The sequence below is a fragment of the Sporosarcina ureae genome (genome assembly GCF_002101375.1).
GTDB classification, from domain to species: Bacteria; Bacillota; Bacilli; order Bacillales_A; family Planococcaceae; genus Sporosarcina; species Sporosarcina ureae_B.
Genome location: NZ_CP015207.1, coordinates 118352 through 136120 on the forward strand (window position 1 = coordinate 118352; position 17769 = coordinate 136120).

Here is a 17769-nt window from a genome sequence, read left to right on the forward strand (position 1 = left end):
AATTAATTATGGAACAAGGTACAGTGAAATGGTTTAACGCAGAAAAAGGTTTTGGCTTCATCGAACGCGAAGCAGGGGAAGACGTATTCGTACATTTCTCAGCAATCCAAGGCGACGGTTTCAAATCTTTAGACGAAGGTCAAAGTGTAACATTTGAAATCGAACAAGGACAACGTGGCCTACAAGCTACAAACGTTCAAAAAGCTTAATAACAGCTTGAAGGAGACCCTACTTGTAGGGTCTTTTTTTATTTTCTAAAATTTATCTAGTGTATTATGAAAAAGCTGCTCGGTAGGCTATCGGGATGAATATACACATTCAGAATCGCTTCACGTAGGCGATTAACTCGGTTACTTTACATAAAAGCTTGTGTCTGAACAAGCGTATAATGGATAATTAGATACTTATGAGAGGAGTGTCCACATGGAAGTAGTATACATTGCGGGTGGCTGTTTGTGGGGAGTACAGGCTTTTATAAAAACCTTACCTGGCGTGACGTTTACGGAAGCAGGGAGGGCGAATGGAACGCTTCATTCATTGGAAGGCGATTATGATGGGTATGCTGAATGTGTAAAGACAGGATTTGATCCTTCCGTCGTGACCATTTCGGAATTAATGGCGTATTTATTTGAAATCATTGATCCGTATAGTGTGAATCAACAAGGAGCAGACGTTGGCGAGAAATATAGAACGGGCGTCTATAGTGAAAACCTTGCACACTTAAAAGAAGCGAAGGCGTTTATTATGGAGAGAAGTGATGTTGACCGTATAGTTGTGGAAGTATTGCCACTTACAAATTATGTGAGAAGTGCAGACGAACATCAAAACAGATTAGCTAAATGCCCAACGGATTATTGTCATATACCAGCTGAATTATTAACTAAATATGGAACATGAAGAATGTGCAGTCGGAATCAATAAAAATGACCACACGGTATGATGAATTGGTATATAATGGACTCAGCTACTACTAGAAACAACGTTTACAGTAGGGATATATAAGGGGAGTGACATACAGTGAAATATCAAAACACGTGGGATCTAGAGAGTATTTTTGCAGGTGGCACGCAGTCTAACGAGGTACAGACGAAACTTTCGGCTGTCAAAGAAGATATTGCTCTTTATGCAGATCAGTTACACGCTTGGAATAGTGATCCGGCTAATGATGCCTCTACTTTACAAGAATTATTAAAAAAGCAAGAAGTCATCGGTAAAGGCTTAGGCCAAGTGGGGACATTTATCAATATGTGGCGTGACGCCTTCATGGATGATCCCTATGCAAGCGTTGTCAAAGGGCAAGTGATGGAACTTAGCAGTGAAATCCAGCAACTCTCCACGATCTTCACTAAAAAATTGGTAGCTATTTCGGATGAAAACTGGAATCAACTTCTTGAAGACGATACTTTACACGTCATCCATTTTTCATTAAATGAAATACGCGAAGAAGGTAAACGGTTATTATCTGAAGCGGAAGAAAAGCTGATTGCTAAATTAAATAAAGACGGTCTCGCCGCGTGGAGCGATTTATACAATACAGTGGGCTCCACTATGACCGTTCCGTTTACAGATAAAGACGGGAAAACAACGGACTTATCTATCGGGCAAGCTATGAACAAAATGTACGCAGATCCTGATGCAGAAGTGCGCGCGGAACTTTTTGATAATTGGGAACAGACTTGGTCTGCTAATGGACCGATCTTTGCGGACATCTTGAATCATTTAGCAGGCTATCGCTTAACGTTACAAGACGTTCACGGAAGAACAAGTCATTTAGAAGAACCGCTTGAATATAACCGGATGTCTGAAGATACGCTTACTGCGATGTGGTCAGCAGTGGATGCGCAGAAACAAACGTTTATTGATTACTTAGGACAAAAAGCCAATTTATTTGGCATGGATCAGCTTGGCTGGCAAGATGTGGCGGCTCCTGTCGCGGTAGGTGAAACGAAGCCGACACGCTTCACATATGATGAAGCATGTGACTTTATTATAGAAAATTTTGCTTCATTTGGTCCGAAATTAACCGCTTTTACAAAACATGCATTGGAAAATCGTTGGGTAGAAGCGGAAGATCGTTCAAACAAACGCCCAGGTGGCTATTGTACAAGCTTGCCTGAATTGGAAGAGTCACGTATTTTCATGACGTTCACGGGTTCACCGAGTGATACGAGTACATTGGCACATGAATTAGGGCATGCTTTTCATAGTCACGTAATGAAAGATTTACCGACACTGAACCAAAATTATGCTATGAATGTCGCGGAAACAGCAAGTACGTTCGCGGAAACGATTATCGCCGATGCCACGGTGAAAAATGCTGCATCGGATGAAGAAAAGATCTCACTATTAGCCAATAAATTAGAAGGCGCCACTGCGATGTTTTTAAATATTCGTGCTCGCTTCTTATTTGAAGATCATTTTTACACGGAACGCGCAAAAGGCATAGTATCAGAAAATCGCTTGAATGAATTAATGGTAGAAGCACAAAAAGAAGCGTTTGGAAATAGTTTATCTTCTTATCATCCGCATTTCTGGGCAGCTAAGTTGCATTTCTTTATCGATAGCGTGCCGTTCTATAACTTCCCGTACACATTTGGATACTTGTTCAGCTTAGGGATCTACGCGGAATACTTGAAACAACCGGAAGGGTTTGAAGAGAAGTATATTGCGTTATTACGAGATACCGGATCGATGAAAGTAGAAGACCTAGCGAAAAAACATCTGAATGTGGATGTGACGAAAGAAGATTTCTGGGCAGCCGGCATTGCGCTAGTAGCAAAAGACGTAGAAGAGTTTGTAGAATTGACGAATACATTACAGAAGTAAAATGGAAAGTAAAAGCCCGCTCCTTTTTAAAAAAGAAGCGGGCTTTTTATTGAGATTTATTTATTTTCTTGCTGGCTGAACTTATCCAGTATGTAACCAGTTGTGGCAGCTACAAATGCTGGTAAAACCCAGCCAAGTCCGTATTCAAAAAACGGGATAATATTTAGCGACTCAGTAACGCGATCAAGGCTGTACCCGATGCTAGTGAATACTTCGTATAAAGCAAAAATGAATGTGATAAATATAGCAAGCCGATACATCATCTTTCCGCCACCTGCCACATGTTGGAATAAGGAGAGAATAACTAACACAATGGCGATTGGATAAATAAACACTAATAAAGGGGTTGCCAAAGCTAATATGGCGTTCAATCCTAAGTTCGATACTAACAAGCCGACTAGTACAAAAATAGCGACATACGCCTGGTAACTTAACTTCGGATATATTTCATTGAAGAACCTTGAACAAGCATTAATTAAACCGACACACGTCGTTAAACACGCTAGTATGACAATGATCCCAAAAAGAAGTCCTCCGCCGTTTGGAAATAACATGCTGGCTGCTTCGGTTAATACTTCTGCGCCATTTTCAAATGTTTTTTCTTTTGGAATCACTTTGCCGATCCAACCGAGTGAGAAATAGACAATGGCCAATCCGATACTAGCAATGAAGCCAGCACCCAAAGTTCCTTTGATAAGCTCCGATTTTGACCTCGACCCTTTATCTTTCAGCGCGTTGACCACGACAATCCCAAACGCTAGCGCAGCGACAGCATCCATCGTGAAATAGCCTTCTAAAAATCCATTTACAAATGGAGCAGTCGCATACTCTTCTACTGGAGCTGAAGATATGTTATCAAATTTGATAAACGCTTGAACAACGAGCATTCCTAAAACCAACAGTAGAATGGGTGTTAAAAATTGGCCGATGCGATCGACGATTTTTTTAGGATTTAAGCTGATATAGTATGTAATACCAAAGAATAGTAGAGAGAATATAAGTAATGGGAAGTTGCCATTCACTTCAACTATCTGTTTGAATCCTAATTCATACGCAACATTGGAAGCTCTTGGAATACCATAAAAAGCTCCGATCGACATATAGATGATGATCGCAAAAATCATTCCAAACACTTTATGTACGCGGCTACCCATAGACAATAGCCCGTTATCAGACAAGGCGATCGCCATAATTGCCATGAACGGCAGTAGAACGCCCGTGATGAGAAAACCGACAATTGCGGGTGCAAAGTTCGTTCCTGATTCTAACCCAAGAAATGGGGGGAAGATGAGATTTCCAGCTCCAAAGAATAAAGAGAAGAGCATGAATCCTATGAATAGTATGTTTTTTTTACTCACAATAATACCTCCTGATGTTTTTGTGTGTAGAGTAAAATGAAAGTACATAATATATATATAATTGTAATCTAGAATAGTAAGACTTTGCAAAATATAGCGTGAATTTTGTCGAATACTTTTCCAGCCTGGTTGATGTCATCTTATACAACTCATAAGATGGTTTGTATTAATCTAGTGCTTTGTTCATCTGAAATTTCTCTCCTTTATTTTTGCGCATAAAAAACTCGCCCCCAAAATAGGGACGAGTTTTTACTCGCGGTACCACCCATGTTCTAAAAGCTTCGTAAAACGATAAGAAAGCTCCATTCTAATTCATCTTACGATTATATGTTTTCCATTTAACGTTGGAAATCCGGCAAAATTTACTATTTTCAACTTTGCATCTTAGAGATGATTTTCGGATAGGATCTGTCCATCGACTTTCACCAAACGTCGACTCTCTTGAGGACAAATTTCATATCGTACTCTTTCTCGTCACTGAATATTATATACTACAATACAATTTAACAGACAACTATTAGAAAGGTCAATACCTTTTACTATATTCGGAATATTACAACTACCCGTTCTCTTAGAATGAACGGGAAAGATGGAAATGTCTTGTCTGTTATCGCATCCATCAAAGTTTTTTATGGATCATCACCCCAGTCACTCTTCATGTTATTTTGCTTTGTGAATAGTAGATAAAGCTATAATAAAGTTGTGAAGTACTTTTTAGATTACTCAGCAAACAGGCCGTATTGTTGAAGAGGTTTACCCAATTACTTCTTCAGGGAAAAGTTAGTTTAGGATTAATAACGAAGAACCGTACCATAAATAAGTGAGGTTTAAAAAATAGACCACCTAGAACGTTGGTATGACAACGATTTAGGTGGTTAGTATTTAATTTAGTCATGAAATTTGTACTGTTTAAATGCTTGAACAGGAGGCTTGCGATTTTCAAAGATATCAGGGTCATGGTAGGGAAGATCCAATTGGCTTAGATCAAAGGAATCGTCTGTACATGATATATATAAACTATAACCTTCTTCATCTTCAGGGAAAAACACTTCTTTTTTTTCGCCAAATTGAAGTGCTTGATTAATTGTATCCCTTAACCTTTGTAATGCTGCACGATTGCCAACAATAAAGGCATCCCCATGCCAACTTGGCTGTCCATAAATGTGTAAGTATTCATCTTCCTCACTATATTTCATGGCCTTTTCAATTTCCGCAATTATTTTCAAGGGCTCCTTCTCTGTAATAAAAATATCAGAATGGAAACCTTGGAATGCTTTTGATTTGAGATTTTGTATAAATACTTCTTTTACATCGCATTCTTGAACGAATAAATACATCTCTTCTTGAATTTCACTTACATACAAATAGACACGAATTTGTTGATAGTCCTTTTGGAAAAGGAACTGTTTAAAAAGTGGAGTTGAACAAATTTCTTCTACTAGTATAAAGCCCTTAGAGATGACTTTTTGGTTAGAAAAGGTTAAATAACTTTTTAGACTATGGCTATACCAATATAAATTACTCATACTTTACCTCCTAAAGTTTATAGTATTTTGGATTTTTATTGGTGTGCCTTCTATAATACCAATATTAATTTGCTTATACTATAAGCCTTTATAGAAATAACCGCACTTAGATATTTAATGGTGAATGGCATCATAAATAGGAAGAGTGATTTATTCAACAAAAGCGGGCGGTACTGGAATGAAAATTTGCACCCGTTCAACAAACGCGCCATTTTGTCGAATAGCGCAGGAGGTTTTTGAGAAAACTAAAGAATAACATTATTATTTAGTAACTGATCAGTTTTTAGCTTTGAGCGTTATTCATTTATGTCTGAGTGGATACGTTCTTTGGGTTTTTAGAAAAAATCTCTATTTATGGTCTGAAGTGAAATGGGATGATGTTCACACCGAAAAATTTAAAACAATACGAGAAGTATAGCGCATCTCTAAAACAGAATTGACAACTTTATGTATTACCCATATAATACACTTAACGTGTATGAACCACTTGATACACACACTAAGAAAATGATGTGCATACACCCAAGAACGTATAGGAGTTGTTTCGATGAATGTAAATTTTAACAATCGCGACCCAGTCTATTTGCAGGTAGTTCGGTATTTTAAAGAAAGAATTGCAATAGGCGAATTAGTACCTGGAGAAGAAATACCATCGAGACGGGAGTTGGCAAACAGGGTGAAGATAAACCCTAATACCGTACAACGAGCGTATAAGGAAATGGAGGAACAGGGTTTGATCCATACCGAACGTAATCATCCGAGCAAAATAACAACCGATGAAAAGATACTAGGCAAAGTACGAGAAGAGTTGCTACTTGAGGCGGTGGAAACATTTGTAACATCCGTTCGGTCTATTAAAGTTCCAGTTGATGAATTATTGAACTTGGTAAGAACAAAGTACACAGATCATGACGATGATAAGGGGGTATAAAAATGATTGAAGTAAAAGAGGTTACAAAGAATTATGGTCGGAAAAAAATATTGAAAGGTGTATCTTTTACAGCCAACAAAGGTGAAATAACTTGTTTACTAGGAATTAACGGAGTTGGTAAAACAACCATTTTAAATGCCATCATGGCACTTACCCCGATTAACAAAGGACAAATATTAATCAACGGAGAAACCATTAATAAAAACATGTTCGAAAAAATCACCTTTATACCTGATGCCATCACAATGCTACCACAGATGAAAATCTCTGAGGCAATGGAGTTCATGAATGACTTTTATACATGTTGGAACCAGAAACGTGCAACAGAACTGCTTGGTTTTTTACGATTGAACGAACAGGATAGAATCTCTTCCTTATCAAAAGGAAATACAGCAAAGGTCAATTTATTGCTGGGTTTAGCAATGGATGTTGACTTTGTATTAATGGATGAACCGTTTTCGGGAATTGACATGTTTAGTCGTGAAGAAATTGCCAAAGTGTTTACAAGTCATTTAATTGAAAATAGGGGCGTTATTATAACAACACATGAAATAGGCGATATCGAACATTTAATCGATAAAGTGGTGCTGTTAGACGAAGGGATTGTAATTAGGGAGTTCAGCGCGGAAGAAGCCCGTGAAAACGAAGGGAAATCTGTGGTGGATGTTATGAGAGAGGTGTATCAGAAATGAAAAACTACTTGAAGTTAGTCAATTTTGAATTCAATCGTATTGCAAAAATATTTGCAGTTCTACTAGGCATTACGCTAGTTGTACAAATTACTGGAGTCATAGTGTTGTCGAAAAACTACTTAAACATGGCCAATGAAAAAATTTATGAAGAGTTTATGCCAAAAGCAGAATTCTTAGTAGACTATGGCCAAATGAGTTTTCTCGCTGTTACTAGAAGTATGTGGTTTTTTGGTCCAATTGCTTTATGTATCGCCGGTGTTGGGTTCTATATTTTCCTGATCTGGTATCGTGATTGGTTCGGAAAAAACACATTTATTTATCGATTATTAATGTTACCCACAACGAGATTGAATGTTTTCTACGCAAAGATAACAAATATTCTACTAGCGACGTTTGGCTTTGTGGCATTTCAACTTATTTTGATTCCACTAGAGACAATGGTTTTTAGATGGATGCTGCCAAAGGAATTCCGAGTGGATATGAGTATCAAAGAGATTGTTAGCAGCATGCCAGAATTACACTTGCTTTTCCCAACTACTTTTCTTGAAATGATAGTGTTTTATGGAGCAGGGGTAATGGTGGTGTCCATTCTGTTTACTGCAATTTTATTTGAAAGAAGTTATAAGTGGAAAGGCATTTTTGTGGGGATTTTGTTCAGCTTAGTAGCGGTTGCGGTATTGATCTCACCTCTTCTTTTGCAAGAATTTGTACTGAATGACTTTTTCTATCCATTAGAATTATTTGTATTTGAAATAATAATGGGTGTAATCGTACTTACAGGATCTATTTGGATGAGTGGATTCTTATTAAAGAACAAGATCACTGTATAAGGAGTGTGTGTGGAGATGAAAAAGTATTGGAAGTTTACTTCAATTATTGCGGTTATTGTGCTTAGCATTGGAACGTTTTATGTTAGCTCTGCTAATTCGGCAACACAATTTCCTGAGTTTGTAATAAATAAGAAGAGCGGTAATGCTGAAGAAATAAAATCTTTGGAGTTGGAAGGATTCTATCATAAAGGCGGATCTATGGGTTATGTAAACAATTACTTGAAGATCACTTCTGACGGTTCGGATTATAGAAACGGTAGTTCAATTATTGACTCGGTTATAGGACACCCCGCACCACTGATTCAGGAATTACAGGAGAATTATCGTAAATTCATGAGAGGCAAAGGCCAAAGTGTCGATTCATTTTTTGTGAACAAGAAGCTGATAGCCTATGCAGAAGTGAAGTATAAAACAGGTTCAATTACAAATAGAGATTTCAAATTCGACCTATCTATGGTTGATAAAGACACTGGCCATATATCTTCCTTCACTATTGAAGTTCCAGACAGTTCATCAATTAAACATATGTTTGTTGAAGATGTCCAAGTGGTTGATAACGAACTACATGTGATTACCCATAATAATACTAGAAAGAATAAGAAATATTTTAATGAAAAACATATCTACTCTTTCGATACATCTACTGGGAATATAAACAGTAATGAAACGGTTTTATCCATCCCTGAACAACAAGACAATGACTATACTTTTGCAAACCTAATTCAAACAAACCCAGATCAAGCGAATGAAAAACTTGTATTCATAAAAACGCAAGACAACATGATACAAGAAGAAGAAACGGATAGAGTAGAAAAAACTATTAAGCAACTAATTTATTACAATTTAAAAACGAAAGAAAAAGAGGTACTTGAATTGCCAGGCGGTTTAGAAGAGTATCAAAACAGTTTCTCTGATGGTTCAACCATATATCTTTCGAAAGTAAGCGAGGGGAATTTGGTTATAACTCCTTATAATATAGAGAATAGTCTAGTTGGTAAGGAATGGACTATACAGCTATCAAACGAAAGAAGTAATGAAGAACCACCAATTATTTTTACAAAAGACGGTAAGTTATATGTGACAACACATATCACAAATTTTGAAACAAAGGCTAGCATCACCGTTATTGATTTGAAAACATCGGATATAATTTACCAGGGTGAAGTAATCAGAAAAGATCTCCCAAAAAGTGATGAACAATTTGAGTTCTATATTTTTAATATGATCGTAAAATAAGAGTTGAATGGGGCTTGCTTTAGTTTTAAAGCAAGCTCTTTTGTCTGGATAAAAATATGGCCTAGACGCAAAAGATATTTGGTGAATCAGACGTATACGAAGAAAGAAGATTAAAAGGGTACAATAATAAGCCACTGACTTTTTGAATGAAGGAGTCAAACAACATGACAAAGAGATTGCACTACTAATTTAGTAACTGTAACGACTGATTAAAGAATCGAGCGCGATTGTTTACTATGCGTATCTTTTGTTATATTCAATTCATTGGTATAATTGGGATGAGTATTTCTATGTTATGGATTTCTACACAAGTTAAGCCAAGTTTGATAAATGTAAAAGAAGTTACTGTAGAAGGGAAAAATAAAAGGTTTTGTTAGCCGTTCGACTGTAGACGAACGTAGAAAAGATTTAGAGAAACACGAACTACATGAGAGAGCGTTAGAAGTTTTAAATGAAATGTTTATGAAAATCGAAGAAAAAAATAGTATTTCTACGATATTCGTTATGCCTAAAGAGTAAGTATCAGTTTGTTCGATAAATGGGGGCAGTTGTGGAGGATGTACTGTTACAGGTTAAATTGAAATGATAGTGAGCTTAATTCCTTGCTGAAATTGTAAGGAATTAAGCTCTTTTTTACTTTGCCAAAAAAGTTTATCATTTCTTGTAACGAATGTGGTTTTTATTCTATATATATATATGCCGGTTAGCATCAGAGGGAAGGAGGAATTGGGTGGAGGATTTAAGCGAAGTTTATAAATCCTATGCAAATGAAGTAAAAGCTTTCCTTCTTTGTTTGACATCAAATACGGATTTAGCAGAAGAATTAACACAAGAAACATTTTATCAAGCCGTAAAATCTATCGAACGTTATAATGGCGAATGCAAAATGTCAGTTTGGTTATGTCAAATTGCTAAGCATTGCTACTATGATCATTTAAAACGGGAGAAGTATAGGAACTATTCAAGTCTTGAACAATTAGCGCAAACGGGTATAGATTTTCATTCTAATGAAGATTTACCAGATATAGCTATGATAAAACAGGATATACAACAGACAATTAATCTGGAGATTCAAAAGCTAAAAGAACCTCATCGAGAAATTTTTTTACTTCGAACAAAGCTAGATTTAAGTTTCAAGGAAATTGGAGTTATCTTCAATAAAAATGAAAATTGGGCAAGAGTTACATATTATCGTGCAAAATGCACTCTAGCAGAAAGGATGGATTTGAATGAAATGTAATATTGTACAGGATTTATTACCTTCTTATATTGATGGTATTTGCAGGGAAGAAACGGCTTCTGAGGTAAAGACTCATATTGAGAAGTGTGTCCAATGCAACAAAATGATACAAATGATGCAACAACCGACACAACATGTTGTCGAACCAAAATTTGAAGAGGCGAAAGAACCTTTTAAACGAATTAATAAAAAGCGGCGTTTACAAGTGATTGCTGCTTCACTATTGACATTTCTAGTTATGATAATCAGTTATCAGGTCGTTCAAAATGTGGGGGTGGTTAACCAATACTTTTTCCCAATGGCGCATGGGGTAGTAAATATAACTGACGATGATGAAGAGTGGCAAAGCCTGAATTTTAATGAAGAAAATTATCTGATATATGATCGTGTTTTCTGGAAGAAGTCTATTGTAAATACTGTTAGTAATGACATTGATAGTGGGAATGAAATTGAAGGCGATATTCTTTTAAGAGTGAAAGATGTAAATGGTAAAGTAGTGGTCGATGAAATTCAAGTGAGTTCTGGACAAAGTGTTAAATTGGATGGTTTAAAGAAAAACAAAAAGTACTTTTTTGAAATAAAGGCATCACAAGGAAGATATTTTATTAATGCGATATGATAAAATAAAGACCAAGATAGTTGTTTGAATTCTTTAGAGATATTATGTTTATTGTTCAAAAGAGTGAAGTTGCTGAAGAAGAATTGCATCCTTTTCAGTAATAGGGCCATTTTGCAGAGCAAGTAAGGGGGGCAACAAACGAATATGATTCGTGCTGCGATCTGATCGTATGCCGTAAAAGTACTGTTTTGGTGTGTTACTTATATCGAATTTGGGAGGTCACACTCTTGCAAAGTAGACGTAGTTTAGGAATACTTTCTTTTATTACACTGATTGTAGGATTTATTTTGGTTTGTGTGTTTATTTTCACAGGTGATTTTTTCATTGCAATGCCATTCGGATATATCCTTATAGCCCTCTCATTCGGTTTATCCTTTTTCAGTAGAAAAGACAAATTCGGAAGAGTATCATTTTACGCACTCCCCATAATTGCAACCATTTATTTATTGTTCATAGGAGTTATGTATATATTTTGGGATACCCCCTAATACAATGTCGTAAATAGATGCTTTTGTTGAACATCAAAAGCTTGATTCTCCTAGTCTTTAAAAGGTGGATGAGGCTTTATTATATATTTTCGGTACAAAATAGATGCAAATTGACTCCGAAAGTGACACGCCTCTACAAGAGCTTTTTGCTATGTGTACAATCAAGGCATGATTGAAAATGAAGAGAACAAACTAATTAGCTTACATACTATTGCCATAAAGATAAATTATTTCGAAAAGGTGTATCCTTATTCAAAAAGATCTCTATATAGCTAGTGAAGAGGCAAATAGCTGCCGCTTACAACTAGTTAGTAGGGGGATACTATCATGCAAATTATTAATGAATCATTTCTACAATTTCATCCACACACAGCCGCGAAGATCGGACTTAATGAGTCGATGTTTCTGCAACAAATCCATGAGCTGTCTTTCGGTCTTCATGACACGATAGAAGGGACACAATGGGTGTGCAGGTCGTATAAAGAGTGGCATGCCGTGATGAATTTCTGGTCAATGGCTACGATTATCCGAGCGATACGAAAATTGGAGAAATCCGGCTATATTCGTTCGAAGCGACAGAACTTCGGAGAAAAGATGTATCTCGTAGATTACGAAGTCTGTGAGTCGATCGGAGTATTTCTACTACCGCCAGCGAAGGGAGAAGTAGTGAGCATAAACTAACGTGTAATCCGGATGAGTGGAGGCCTATGCTTCCGCTCTTTTCTCGTGCAGTTTTGTAATCAAAAAATAGTTTGAAAACAAGTATCCTTATGCAAAAAGCTCTCTATATAGTTAGTGAAGTGGTGAATGGTTATCACTTACACGCAATTTAGGAGGAATTCAGTATGAAGTTATTAATCAATGAACAGCCATTACAATTACTACCGTCTCTTGTGCATGTAGTCGGATTAAACGAGGCATTATTTCTGCAACAGCTGCATTTCCGATCACTTATTTCAAAAAATGTGCGCGACGGCCATCAGTGGGTGAATAAAACGTATGATCAATGGCTGGAGGAGTTTTCATTCTTGTCACGTATGACGATCAAACGTACGATTTATAATTTAGAAAAACAAGGATACGTTATTTCGACTTCTGAATACAATAAGATGAAAATTGATAAGACGAAATGGTATCGAATTGATTACACCAAACTCCCTGCCTTGTCTATTCAAGATGACCCGTCGGTTGAAGAAGCGGTACCAGCAAAAAGTGAACTGGAAATAGATCATGCGACGTTTCAATCTGATACAACGGACGTTTCACTTCGAAACGCTGTGTCGTACCAAAGTGAAACGAAGGACTGTGCCAATGTGGGACGGCCTATAACCAAAGAACTTAAAGAACTTAAAAGAATAAAGAATAAAGATCTTGTCGAGAAGCCTCTCGACGTTACGCATTTCGTCATTGCCTATTTGAATGAGAAAACCGGTAAGCAATTTAAAGCAGCGTCTGCAGCTAATAAGAAATTTATTAATGCAAGAGTGAAAGAAGGCTATACACAACAGGATTTTATACAAGTCATTGATCTCAAAGTGTCGCAATGGAATACTAATCCTGAATTTCGAGCATACTTACGTCCTTCCACATTATTCAACCCGACGAACTTTGAAAACTATTTGAATGAACAGCCGGTAATACCTGTACAACATACGCCAAGGCGCGTGCCCAAATCGCCTGTATTGGATTTTAGTAGAGGGGAAGATTTAGGCTAGCTAACCCGTATAAAAGTAACAATGAATTTTTGAAAAAAGATCGCTATTTTGGATTCGGAAAGTTTGACACATCAACTATAAAAAAGCATGATAAGAGTAAATGAACGGTAACTAAACTGCCGAATTCACGTGATCAACGAAAGAGGTTTTGAGATGGAAGAACAGAAATACGAATACTTGGCGGATAACCCGAATATTAAAGTACTGCCAATTATGTTGGCTCTCATTATCGGTGCATTTTTCGCCATTTTGAATGAAACACTATTAAACATCGCACTCATTACACTGATGGATCAGTTTTCCATCACGTTACCGACTGTGCAATGGATGGCTACAGGCTTCATGCTGGTCATGGCCGTCGTCATCCCCATCTCGGCGTTACTTTTACAATGGTTCACGACGCGGCAATTATTCCTCGGTACGATGACCGTCTTCACGATTGGAACAATCGTGGCTGCGAGCGCGCCGACATTTCCCATTCTATTAACGGGTCGACTCATTCAGGCTGTCGGAACAGGATTATTGATGCCGATCATTTTCAACGTCTTCCTACTCATTTATCCACCGCATAGACGGGGTAAAATTATGGGAATCATCGGACTTGTCATTATGTTCGCTCCAGCGATTGGCCCAACGTTATCAGGTGTGATCGTGGAATATCTCGGATGGCGTTATTTATTCATCCTCGTCATTCCATTCGCATTATTTTCTATCGGGTTTGGTTATAAATACTTGATCAATGTTACGGAAGTCACAAAACCAAAAATTGATTATATTTCATTGGTCTATTCATCAATTGGTTTTGGATCTCTCGTCTATGGATTCAGCTCCGTTGGGAATAGCGCAGAAGGTTTTGCAGATCCGCTCGTCTTGTTGTTTATCAGTATGGGCGTGATCGGTATTGTGCTGTTCGTCTTGCGTCAGTGGAAGCTAGATGAACCGATTATGAATATGCGCGTGTTCCGATACCCAATGTTCACTCACGCCGTCTTCATGTTCTTGATTATCATTATGGCGATGTTTGCTTCCGAAATTATTTTACCCATCTATATGCAAGGACCACTCGCGCTTAGCGCAGCGACTGCAGGGTTGATTCTACTGCCTGGCAGTATTTTAAATGGTATTATGTCTCCGTTCATGGGGTCACTATTCGATAAGTTTGGTCCGCGTGTGCTGATGATTCCAGCGACGATTGTGCTCAGCGGAACGATGTTCATGATGAGTCGATTGACACTCGATACGCCCATTTGGGTGGTTGTCACGAGCTATATCTTGCTGATGCTCAGTGTATCTGCGATTATGATGCCGGCCGAGACGAATGGATTGAATCAACTACCGAAGCGATTATATCCGCACGGCACCGCAGTTATGTCGACGCTACAACCAGTTGCTGGAGCTATTGGCGTGTCGGTATTTATTAGTATTATGAATGCGAGACAACTGCACTTCCTAAATAAATCGACAACACCTGAAGACGCAGTAACTGCTGATTTGGCTCTCGTTGCTGGTGTTGAACTTGTCTACTTCATCGCATTCGCCATGTCGCTTGTGGCAGTTGCGCTGTCGTTTATTGTGTACCGTGCTACACCGCAAGAAGATATGGAAGAAAGTAAATAACAAAAAATCCCCAACCCTTCAAAAATAAAATGTACCCTTTGTAAAGGACAATTATAAAAAAAGCCTAAGCTGCTTGTTGAAGCTGTCGTCTGTATTCTGCAGGCGGCAGCTTTTTCAAGTTCCACTGCCCGCGATAATGGTTATAGTACGTCATATAACTCTTGATTTCCCGCCTAACTTCTTCCATTGTCTCACAATCTTTTATATTGGTTTCATCCTTGAAGTGACCGAAAAATGATTCCTGTGGAGCATTATCCCAACAGTTCCCTCTGCGTGACATCGATTGTCCTAACCCCATTTTCTTCACTGCTGCCTGATACTTTGGGTTTGTATAATGAAATCCTTGATCTGAATGTATAAAGGCATCTGTCATTAAATGACGATGTTTCTTTAGTTTGCGAAGCGTATTCATTGCGATCTCCAAACCTAACGAAGAAGAAACTTCATAGGCTAAAATTTCATTCGTTTGGGCGTCTTTAATCGTTGACAAGTAAGCACGTTTGCCATTTCCATATGTCAAATAGGTGATGTCGGTCAATAATACCTTTCCAGCCACCCCTTGCTTAAACTCACGTTGTAACGTGTTTTCACATGTGCGGTGCTCTTTCGTCGCCTTTGCCATACGACGTGCTGGGTTGGCTTTGCGGATGGGACAGATGATATCGAATTTTTTCATAATCCGGCGAATGCGTTTTAGGTTATATGTAATGCCGTACTGATTTTCGAGTGTCATTTTAATTTGGCGTGCTCCTTTTTTTCGTCCTCGAAAATGATAGGCCTTTAAAATGATTTCCTTTACAACTTCGTCTGCCTGTTCGCGAGCGGCACGTTTCTGTTTAGATTTCTCTCCAAAGTGCCTATAGTAGCCCGAACGCGATACCTCCATAAGTTCGCATAAGTAGCTCACCAAACGTGCTAATTTATACTTTTGGATGGTGAAATTAATTAGTTCATATTTTAGCGTCGTTTGGATTGTGATTTCTTTTTCATCATCTGCCTTTCGAGTAGATCGAGCTTTTTTAACAGTTCATTTTCCGCCTGTAATAAGCGGTTTTTCGCTTCTAGACGTTCAATCTTTTCTTCGGATGTCAAGTCGCGTTCTGATGGACGGCCTGAATTGGTTTTTCGTGTGTCTTGTAAGCCTTCCACTCCGCTTTTTCTATAGGCGGCACGCCAACGCTTTCCTGCAGATTTAATCCGAACTGCTCCTATTAAATCGGCATTTAATCCAGCCTCTTCAAAAATGTCTCGCGGCAGTTTTCCTTTTTCATTTTCCGAAATAAAATGACGTTTAAACTCATCTGTATAGGTGATGGATTTATCACTAACAGCTTGTACGTTAGGATTGCATTGCAAGCGTGCTTGTTCTTTTAAGGTAAACAATCGTTCAGTCACATTCATCCGCTCCCACATCTTTTTATTCATTATAAACAAAAGTACCCTATAGGATAGACTTTTTTCAAAGTGTCTATCTTATAGGGTACATTTTAAAATAGGGCTGGGGATTTTTTATGTGTTCGCTCTAGTAGTGTTTTTCTAGAACTTCTCACAACAGCATCCGCAAATACTTTTCAAAATTCACTCCCGCTTCTAACGGTGTATCGTCTAACGCAGTATCTTCTATAGCGGCGAGCAAAAATTCTTTCGCAAGCGAAATCGACTGTTCCATGTCCATACCACGAAGTCGGCTGCCCATCAGTACTGATGCGAATAAATCACCAGTGCCTGAATAGCTTTTATTATTGTACGGCACCGTGGTGAAAAGAGTATCTGTGTCGTTAATATACATATTGCCGATCGTAAATTGTCGGCTAGGTGGTTGAATGCCTGTAATGATAATTTCAGCGCCAGTTGCTTGTTGAAGCTGCTTACCCGCATCCTCTACAATCTTCAGGTAATCTTGTTCATCAACGCAGCGGTGCAATGCGTCATAACTATAACCGGTCAGCAAACAACATTCCGTAATGTTCGGCGTAATAATATCCGCTCGCGCAACGAGAACCTTCATTTGTTCAAGAAGTTCTTCGTCAAAATTGTCATACGCTTTTCCATTGTCACCGAGTACCGGATCCACGAGTAATAGCGTTCGATCAGTATAAAAACTCTCGAGAAATGTAAGGATATGATGAATTTGCTCTTTGCCCGTAATATAACCGGTATGAATGCCGTCAAACGTGACATGGAGCTTCTCCCACTCCTTTGTATAGAGCGGCATGGCACTCGTCAAATCATTGCAGTAATAGCTCGGATATTCTGTTTGTGCAGTCAACATCGCAGTCGGCAGTGGACATGCCTGCACACCCATCACAGAAAGCACAGGAATCGCGGCAGTGAGTGAGCATTTACCGAATGAAGACAAATCTTGAATAATTGCAACTTTTTTCATGGGAAATCCTCCGTAAATCGCTATGTATTATTCGTATCATAGCATAAACAATGTAGTGAATTGTTGTGTGAGAACTAGTAACGACTAGTACATTACCTATCATTATGTTGAAAAAAGAGAACTGTTCATCACATAATTTTTTTATATTATAGGTTACAATACCCAGTATGGAGGGTATACATATGATCAACCGAGCGTTTCGAGTCGTAGAGGTTACTAAAAATAGAAAGAATATCTTCTATGCATTGAATAAAAAGATTATGTGAATATAAAATTAAACGTTCACTTTTTTATGGTATCATGGT

At 38.0% G+C, this 17769-nt stretch carries 16 protein-coding genes and 1 other annotated feature; of the genes, 12 read left to right on the forward strand and 4 right to left on the reverse strand.

What is annotated here, in order from left to right; all coding sequences use genetic code 11:
* Positions 1-8 precede the first annotated feature (8 nt).
* The 3 genes from SporoP8_RS00595 to SporoP8_RS00605 all read left to right on the forward strand — a co-directional run bounded on the left by SporoP8_RS00595 (position 9) and on the right by SporoP8_RS00605 (position 2826).
* Positions 9-209, forward strand: a complete 201-nt coding sequence (locus SporoP8_RS00595; protein ID WP_085130578.1) for a cold-shock protein — start codon at positions 9-11, stop codon at positions 207-209.
* 214 nt (positions 210-423) lie between these two features.
* Entirely contained in the window at positions 424-897 is a 474-nt protein-coding gene (locus tag SporoP8_RS00600) for a peptide-methionine (S)-S-oxide reductase (protein ID WP_085130579.1), read from the forward strand.
* A gap of 120 nt (positions 898-1017) precedes the next feature.
* The gene (locus SporoP8_RS00605; protein ID WP_085130581.1) at positions 1018-2826 is read left to right on the forward strand and encodes a M3 family oligoendopeptidase; all 1809 of its coding nucleotides are present in this window, start codon (positions 1018-1020) and stop codon (positions 2824-2826) included.
* A gap of 56 nt (positions 2827-2882) precedes the next feature.
* On the opposite strand, the gene brnQ is transcribed toward SporoP8_RS00605, so the two are convergent.
* Together brnQ and SporoP8_RS00615 are read right to left on the reverse strand one after the other, a co-directional pair.
* On the reverse strand, positions 2883-4184 hold the full coding sequence (gene brnQ / locus SporoP8_RS00610; protein ID WP_085130583.1) for a branched-chain amino acid transport system II carrier protein: 1302 nt from the start codon (positions 4182-4184) through the stop codon (positions 2883-2885).
* Positions 4185-4418: 234 nt separating this feature from the next.
* Positions 4419-4671 (reverse strand) — a binding site (T-box leader).
* Between the two features lie 400 nt (positions 4672-5071).
* Positions 5072-5710: a hypothetical protein gene (locus SporoP8_RS00615; protein WP_085130584.1), complete on the reverse strand. Its 639-nt coding sequence runs from the start codon at positions 5708-5710 to the stop codon at positions 5072-5074.
* A 547-nt stretch (positions 5711-6257) separates the two neighbouring features.
* Between SporoP8_RS00615 and SporoP8_RS00620 the strand changes: the two genes are divergently transcribed.
* The 9 genes from SporoP8_RS00620 (at position 6258) to SporoP8_RS00665 (ending at position 15078) form a co-directional block, all read left to right on the forward strand.
* Positions 6258-6641: a GntR family transcriptional regulator gene (locus tag SporoP8_RS00620; RefSeq protein WP_085130586.1), complete on the forward strand. Its 384-nt coding sequence runs from the start codon at positions 6258-6260 to the stop codon at positions 6639-6641.
* A gap of 2 nt (positions 6642-6643) precedes the next feature.
* Complete coding sequence (locus SporoP8_RS00625) at positions 6644-7333, forward strand: ATP-binding cassette domain-containing protein (protein WP_085130588.1); 690 nt, start codon at positions 6644-6646, stop codon at positions 7331-7333.
* Positions 7330-8163 carry a hypothetical protein gene (locus tag SporoP8_RS00630; protein ID WP_085130590.1) on the forward strand — a complete coding sequence of 278 codons (834 nt, stop codon included), beginning with the start codon at positions 7330-7332 and terminating at the stop codon, positions 8161-8163. Before SporoP8_RS00625 ends, SporoP8_RS00630 begins: the two co-directional genes overlap by 4 nt.
* Positions 8164-8178: 15 nt before the next feature.
* A complete protein-coding gene (locus tag SporoP8_RS00635; RefSeq protein WP_085130592.1) occupies positions 8179-9399 on the forward strand; it encodes a hypothetical protein in 1221 nt (406 codons plus the stop codon).
* 730 nt (positions 9400-10129) lie between these two features.
* Entirely contained in the window at positions 10130-10639 is a 510-nt protein-coding gene (locus SporoP8_RS00640) for an RNA polymerase sigma factor (RefSeq protein WP_085130594.1), read from the forward strand.
* Complete coding sequence (locus tag SporoP8_RS00645) at positions 10629-11258, forward strand: zf-HC2 domain-containing protein (protein ID WP_085130596.1); 630 nt, start codon at positions 10629-10631, stop codon at positions 11256-11258. Before SporoP8_RS00640 ends, SporoP8_RS00645 begins: the two co-directional genes overlap by 11 nt.
* A gap of 815 nt (positions 11259-12073) precedes the next feature.
* Positions 12074-12427, forward strand: coding sequence for a hypothetical protein (locus SporoP8_RS00655; RefSeq protein ID WP_085130600.1), 354 nt, complete (start codon positions 12074-12076; stop codon positions 12425-12427).
* Between the two features lie 164 nt (positions 12428-12591).
* Positions 12592-13461, forward strand: a complete 870-nt coding sequence (locus SporoP8_RS00660) for a conserved phage C-terminal domain-containing protein (protein ID WP_085130602.1) — start codon at positions 12592-12594, stop codon at positions 13459-13461.
* A 153-nt stretch (positions 13462-13614) separates the two neighbouring features.
* The gene (locus SporoP8_RS00665; RefSeq protein ID WP_085130604.1) at positions 13615-15078 is read left to right on the forward strand and encodes an MDR family MFS transporter; all 1464 of its coding nucleotides are present in this window, start codon (positions 13615-13617) and stop codon (positions 15076-15078) included.
* 64 nt (positions 15079-15142) lie between these two features.
* On the opposite strand, the gene SporoP8_RS00670 is transcribed toward SporoP8_RS00665, so the two are convergent.
* Both SporoP8_RS00670 and SporoP8_RS00675 read right to left on the reverse strand, forming a co-directional pair.
* Positions 15143-16473 (reverse strand): IS3 family transposase gene (locus SporoP8_RS00670; protein WP_232319237.1). Its coding sequence is split into 2 segments (ribosomal slippage): positions 15143-16092 and positions 16092-16473, totalling 1332 coding nucleotides; the frame shifts between segments, so codons are not numbered across the junction.
* Positions 16474-16624: 151 nt separating this feature from the next.
* Complete coding sequence (locus SporoP8_RS00675; RefSeq protein ID WP_085130606.1) at positions 16625-17464, reverse strand: pyridoxamine kinase; 840 nt, start codon at positions 17462-17464, stop codon at positions 16625-16627.
* Positions 17465-17769: the final 305 nt, after the last annotated feature.

Excerpts from the sequence above, each read along its gene's own strand:
- SporoP8_RS00665 (WP_085130604.1), top strand. The coding sequence starts at position 13,615 with ATGGAAGAACAGAAATACGAATACTTGGCGGATAACCCGAATATTAAA.
- SporoP8_RS00645 (WP_085130596.1), top strand. The coding sequence starts at position 10,629 with ATGAAATGTAATATTGTACAGGATTTATTACCTTCTTATATTGATGGT.
- SporoP8_RS00600 (WP_085130579.1), top strand. The coding sequence starts at position 424 with ATGGAAGTAGTATACATTGCGGGTGGCTGTTTGTGGGGAGTACAGGCT.
- SporoP8_RS00635 (WP_085130592.1), top strand. The coding sequence starts at position 8,179 with ATGAAAAAGTATTGGAAGTTTACTTCAATTATTGCGGTTATTGTGCTT.
- SporoP8_RS00660 (WP_085130602.1), top strand. The coding sequence starts at position 12,592 with ATGAAGTTATTAATCAATGAACAGCCATTACAATTACTACCGTCTCTT.
- SporoP8_RS00615 (WP_085130584.1), bottom strand. The coding sequence starts at position 5,710 with ATGAGTAATTTATATTGGTATAGCCATAGTCTAAAAAGTTATTTAACC.
- SporoP8_RS00625 (WP_085130588.1), top strand. The coding sequence starts at position 6,644 with ATGATTGAAGTAAAAGAGGTTACAAAGAATTATGGTCGGAAAAAAATA.
- SporoP8_RS00595 (WP_085130578.1), top strand. The coding sequence starts at position 9 with ATGGAACAAGGTACAGTGAAATGGTTTAACGCAGAAAAAGGTTTTGGC.
- SporoP8_RS00655 (WP_085130600.1), top strand. The coding sequence starts at position 12,074 with ATGCAAATTATTAATGAATCATTTCTACAATTTCATCCACACACAGCC.
- SporoP8_RS00630 (WP_085130590.1), top strand. The coding sequence starts at position 7,330 with ATGAAAAACTACTTGAAGTTAGTCAATTTTGAATTCAATCGTATTGCA.
- SporoP8_RS00620 (WP_085130586.1), top strand. The coding sequence starts at position 6,258 with ATGAATGTAAATTTTAACAATCGCGACCCAGTCTATTTGCAGGTAGTT.
- SporoP8_RS00675 (WP_085130606.1), bottom strand. The coding sequence starts at position 17,464 with ATGAAAAAAGTTGCAATTATTCAAGATTTGTCTTCATTCGGTAAATGC.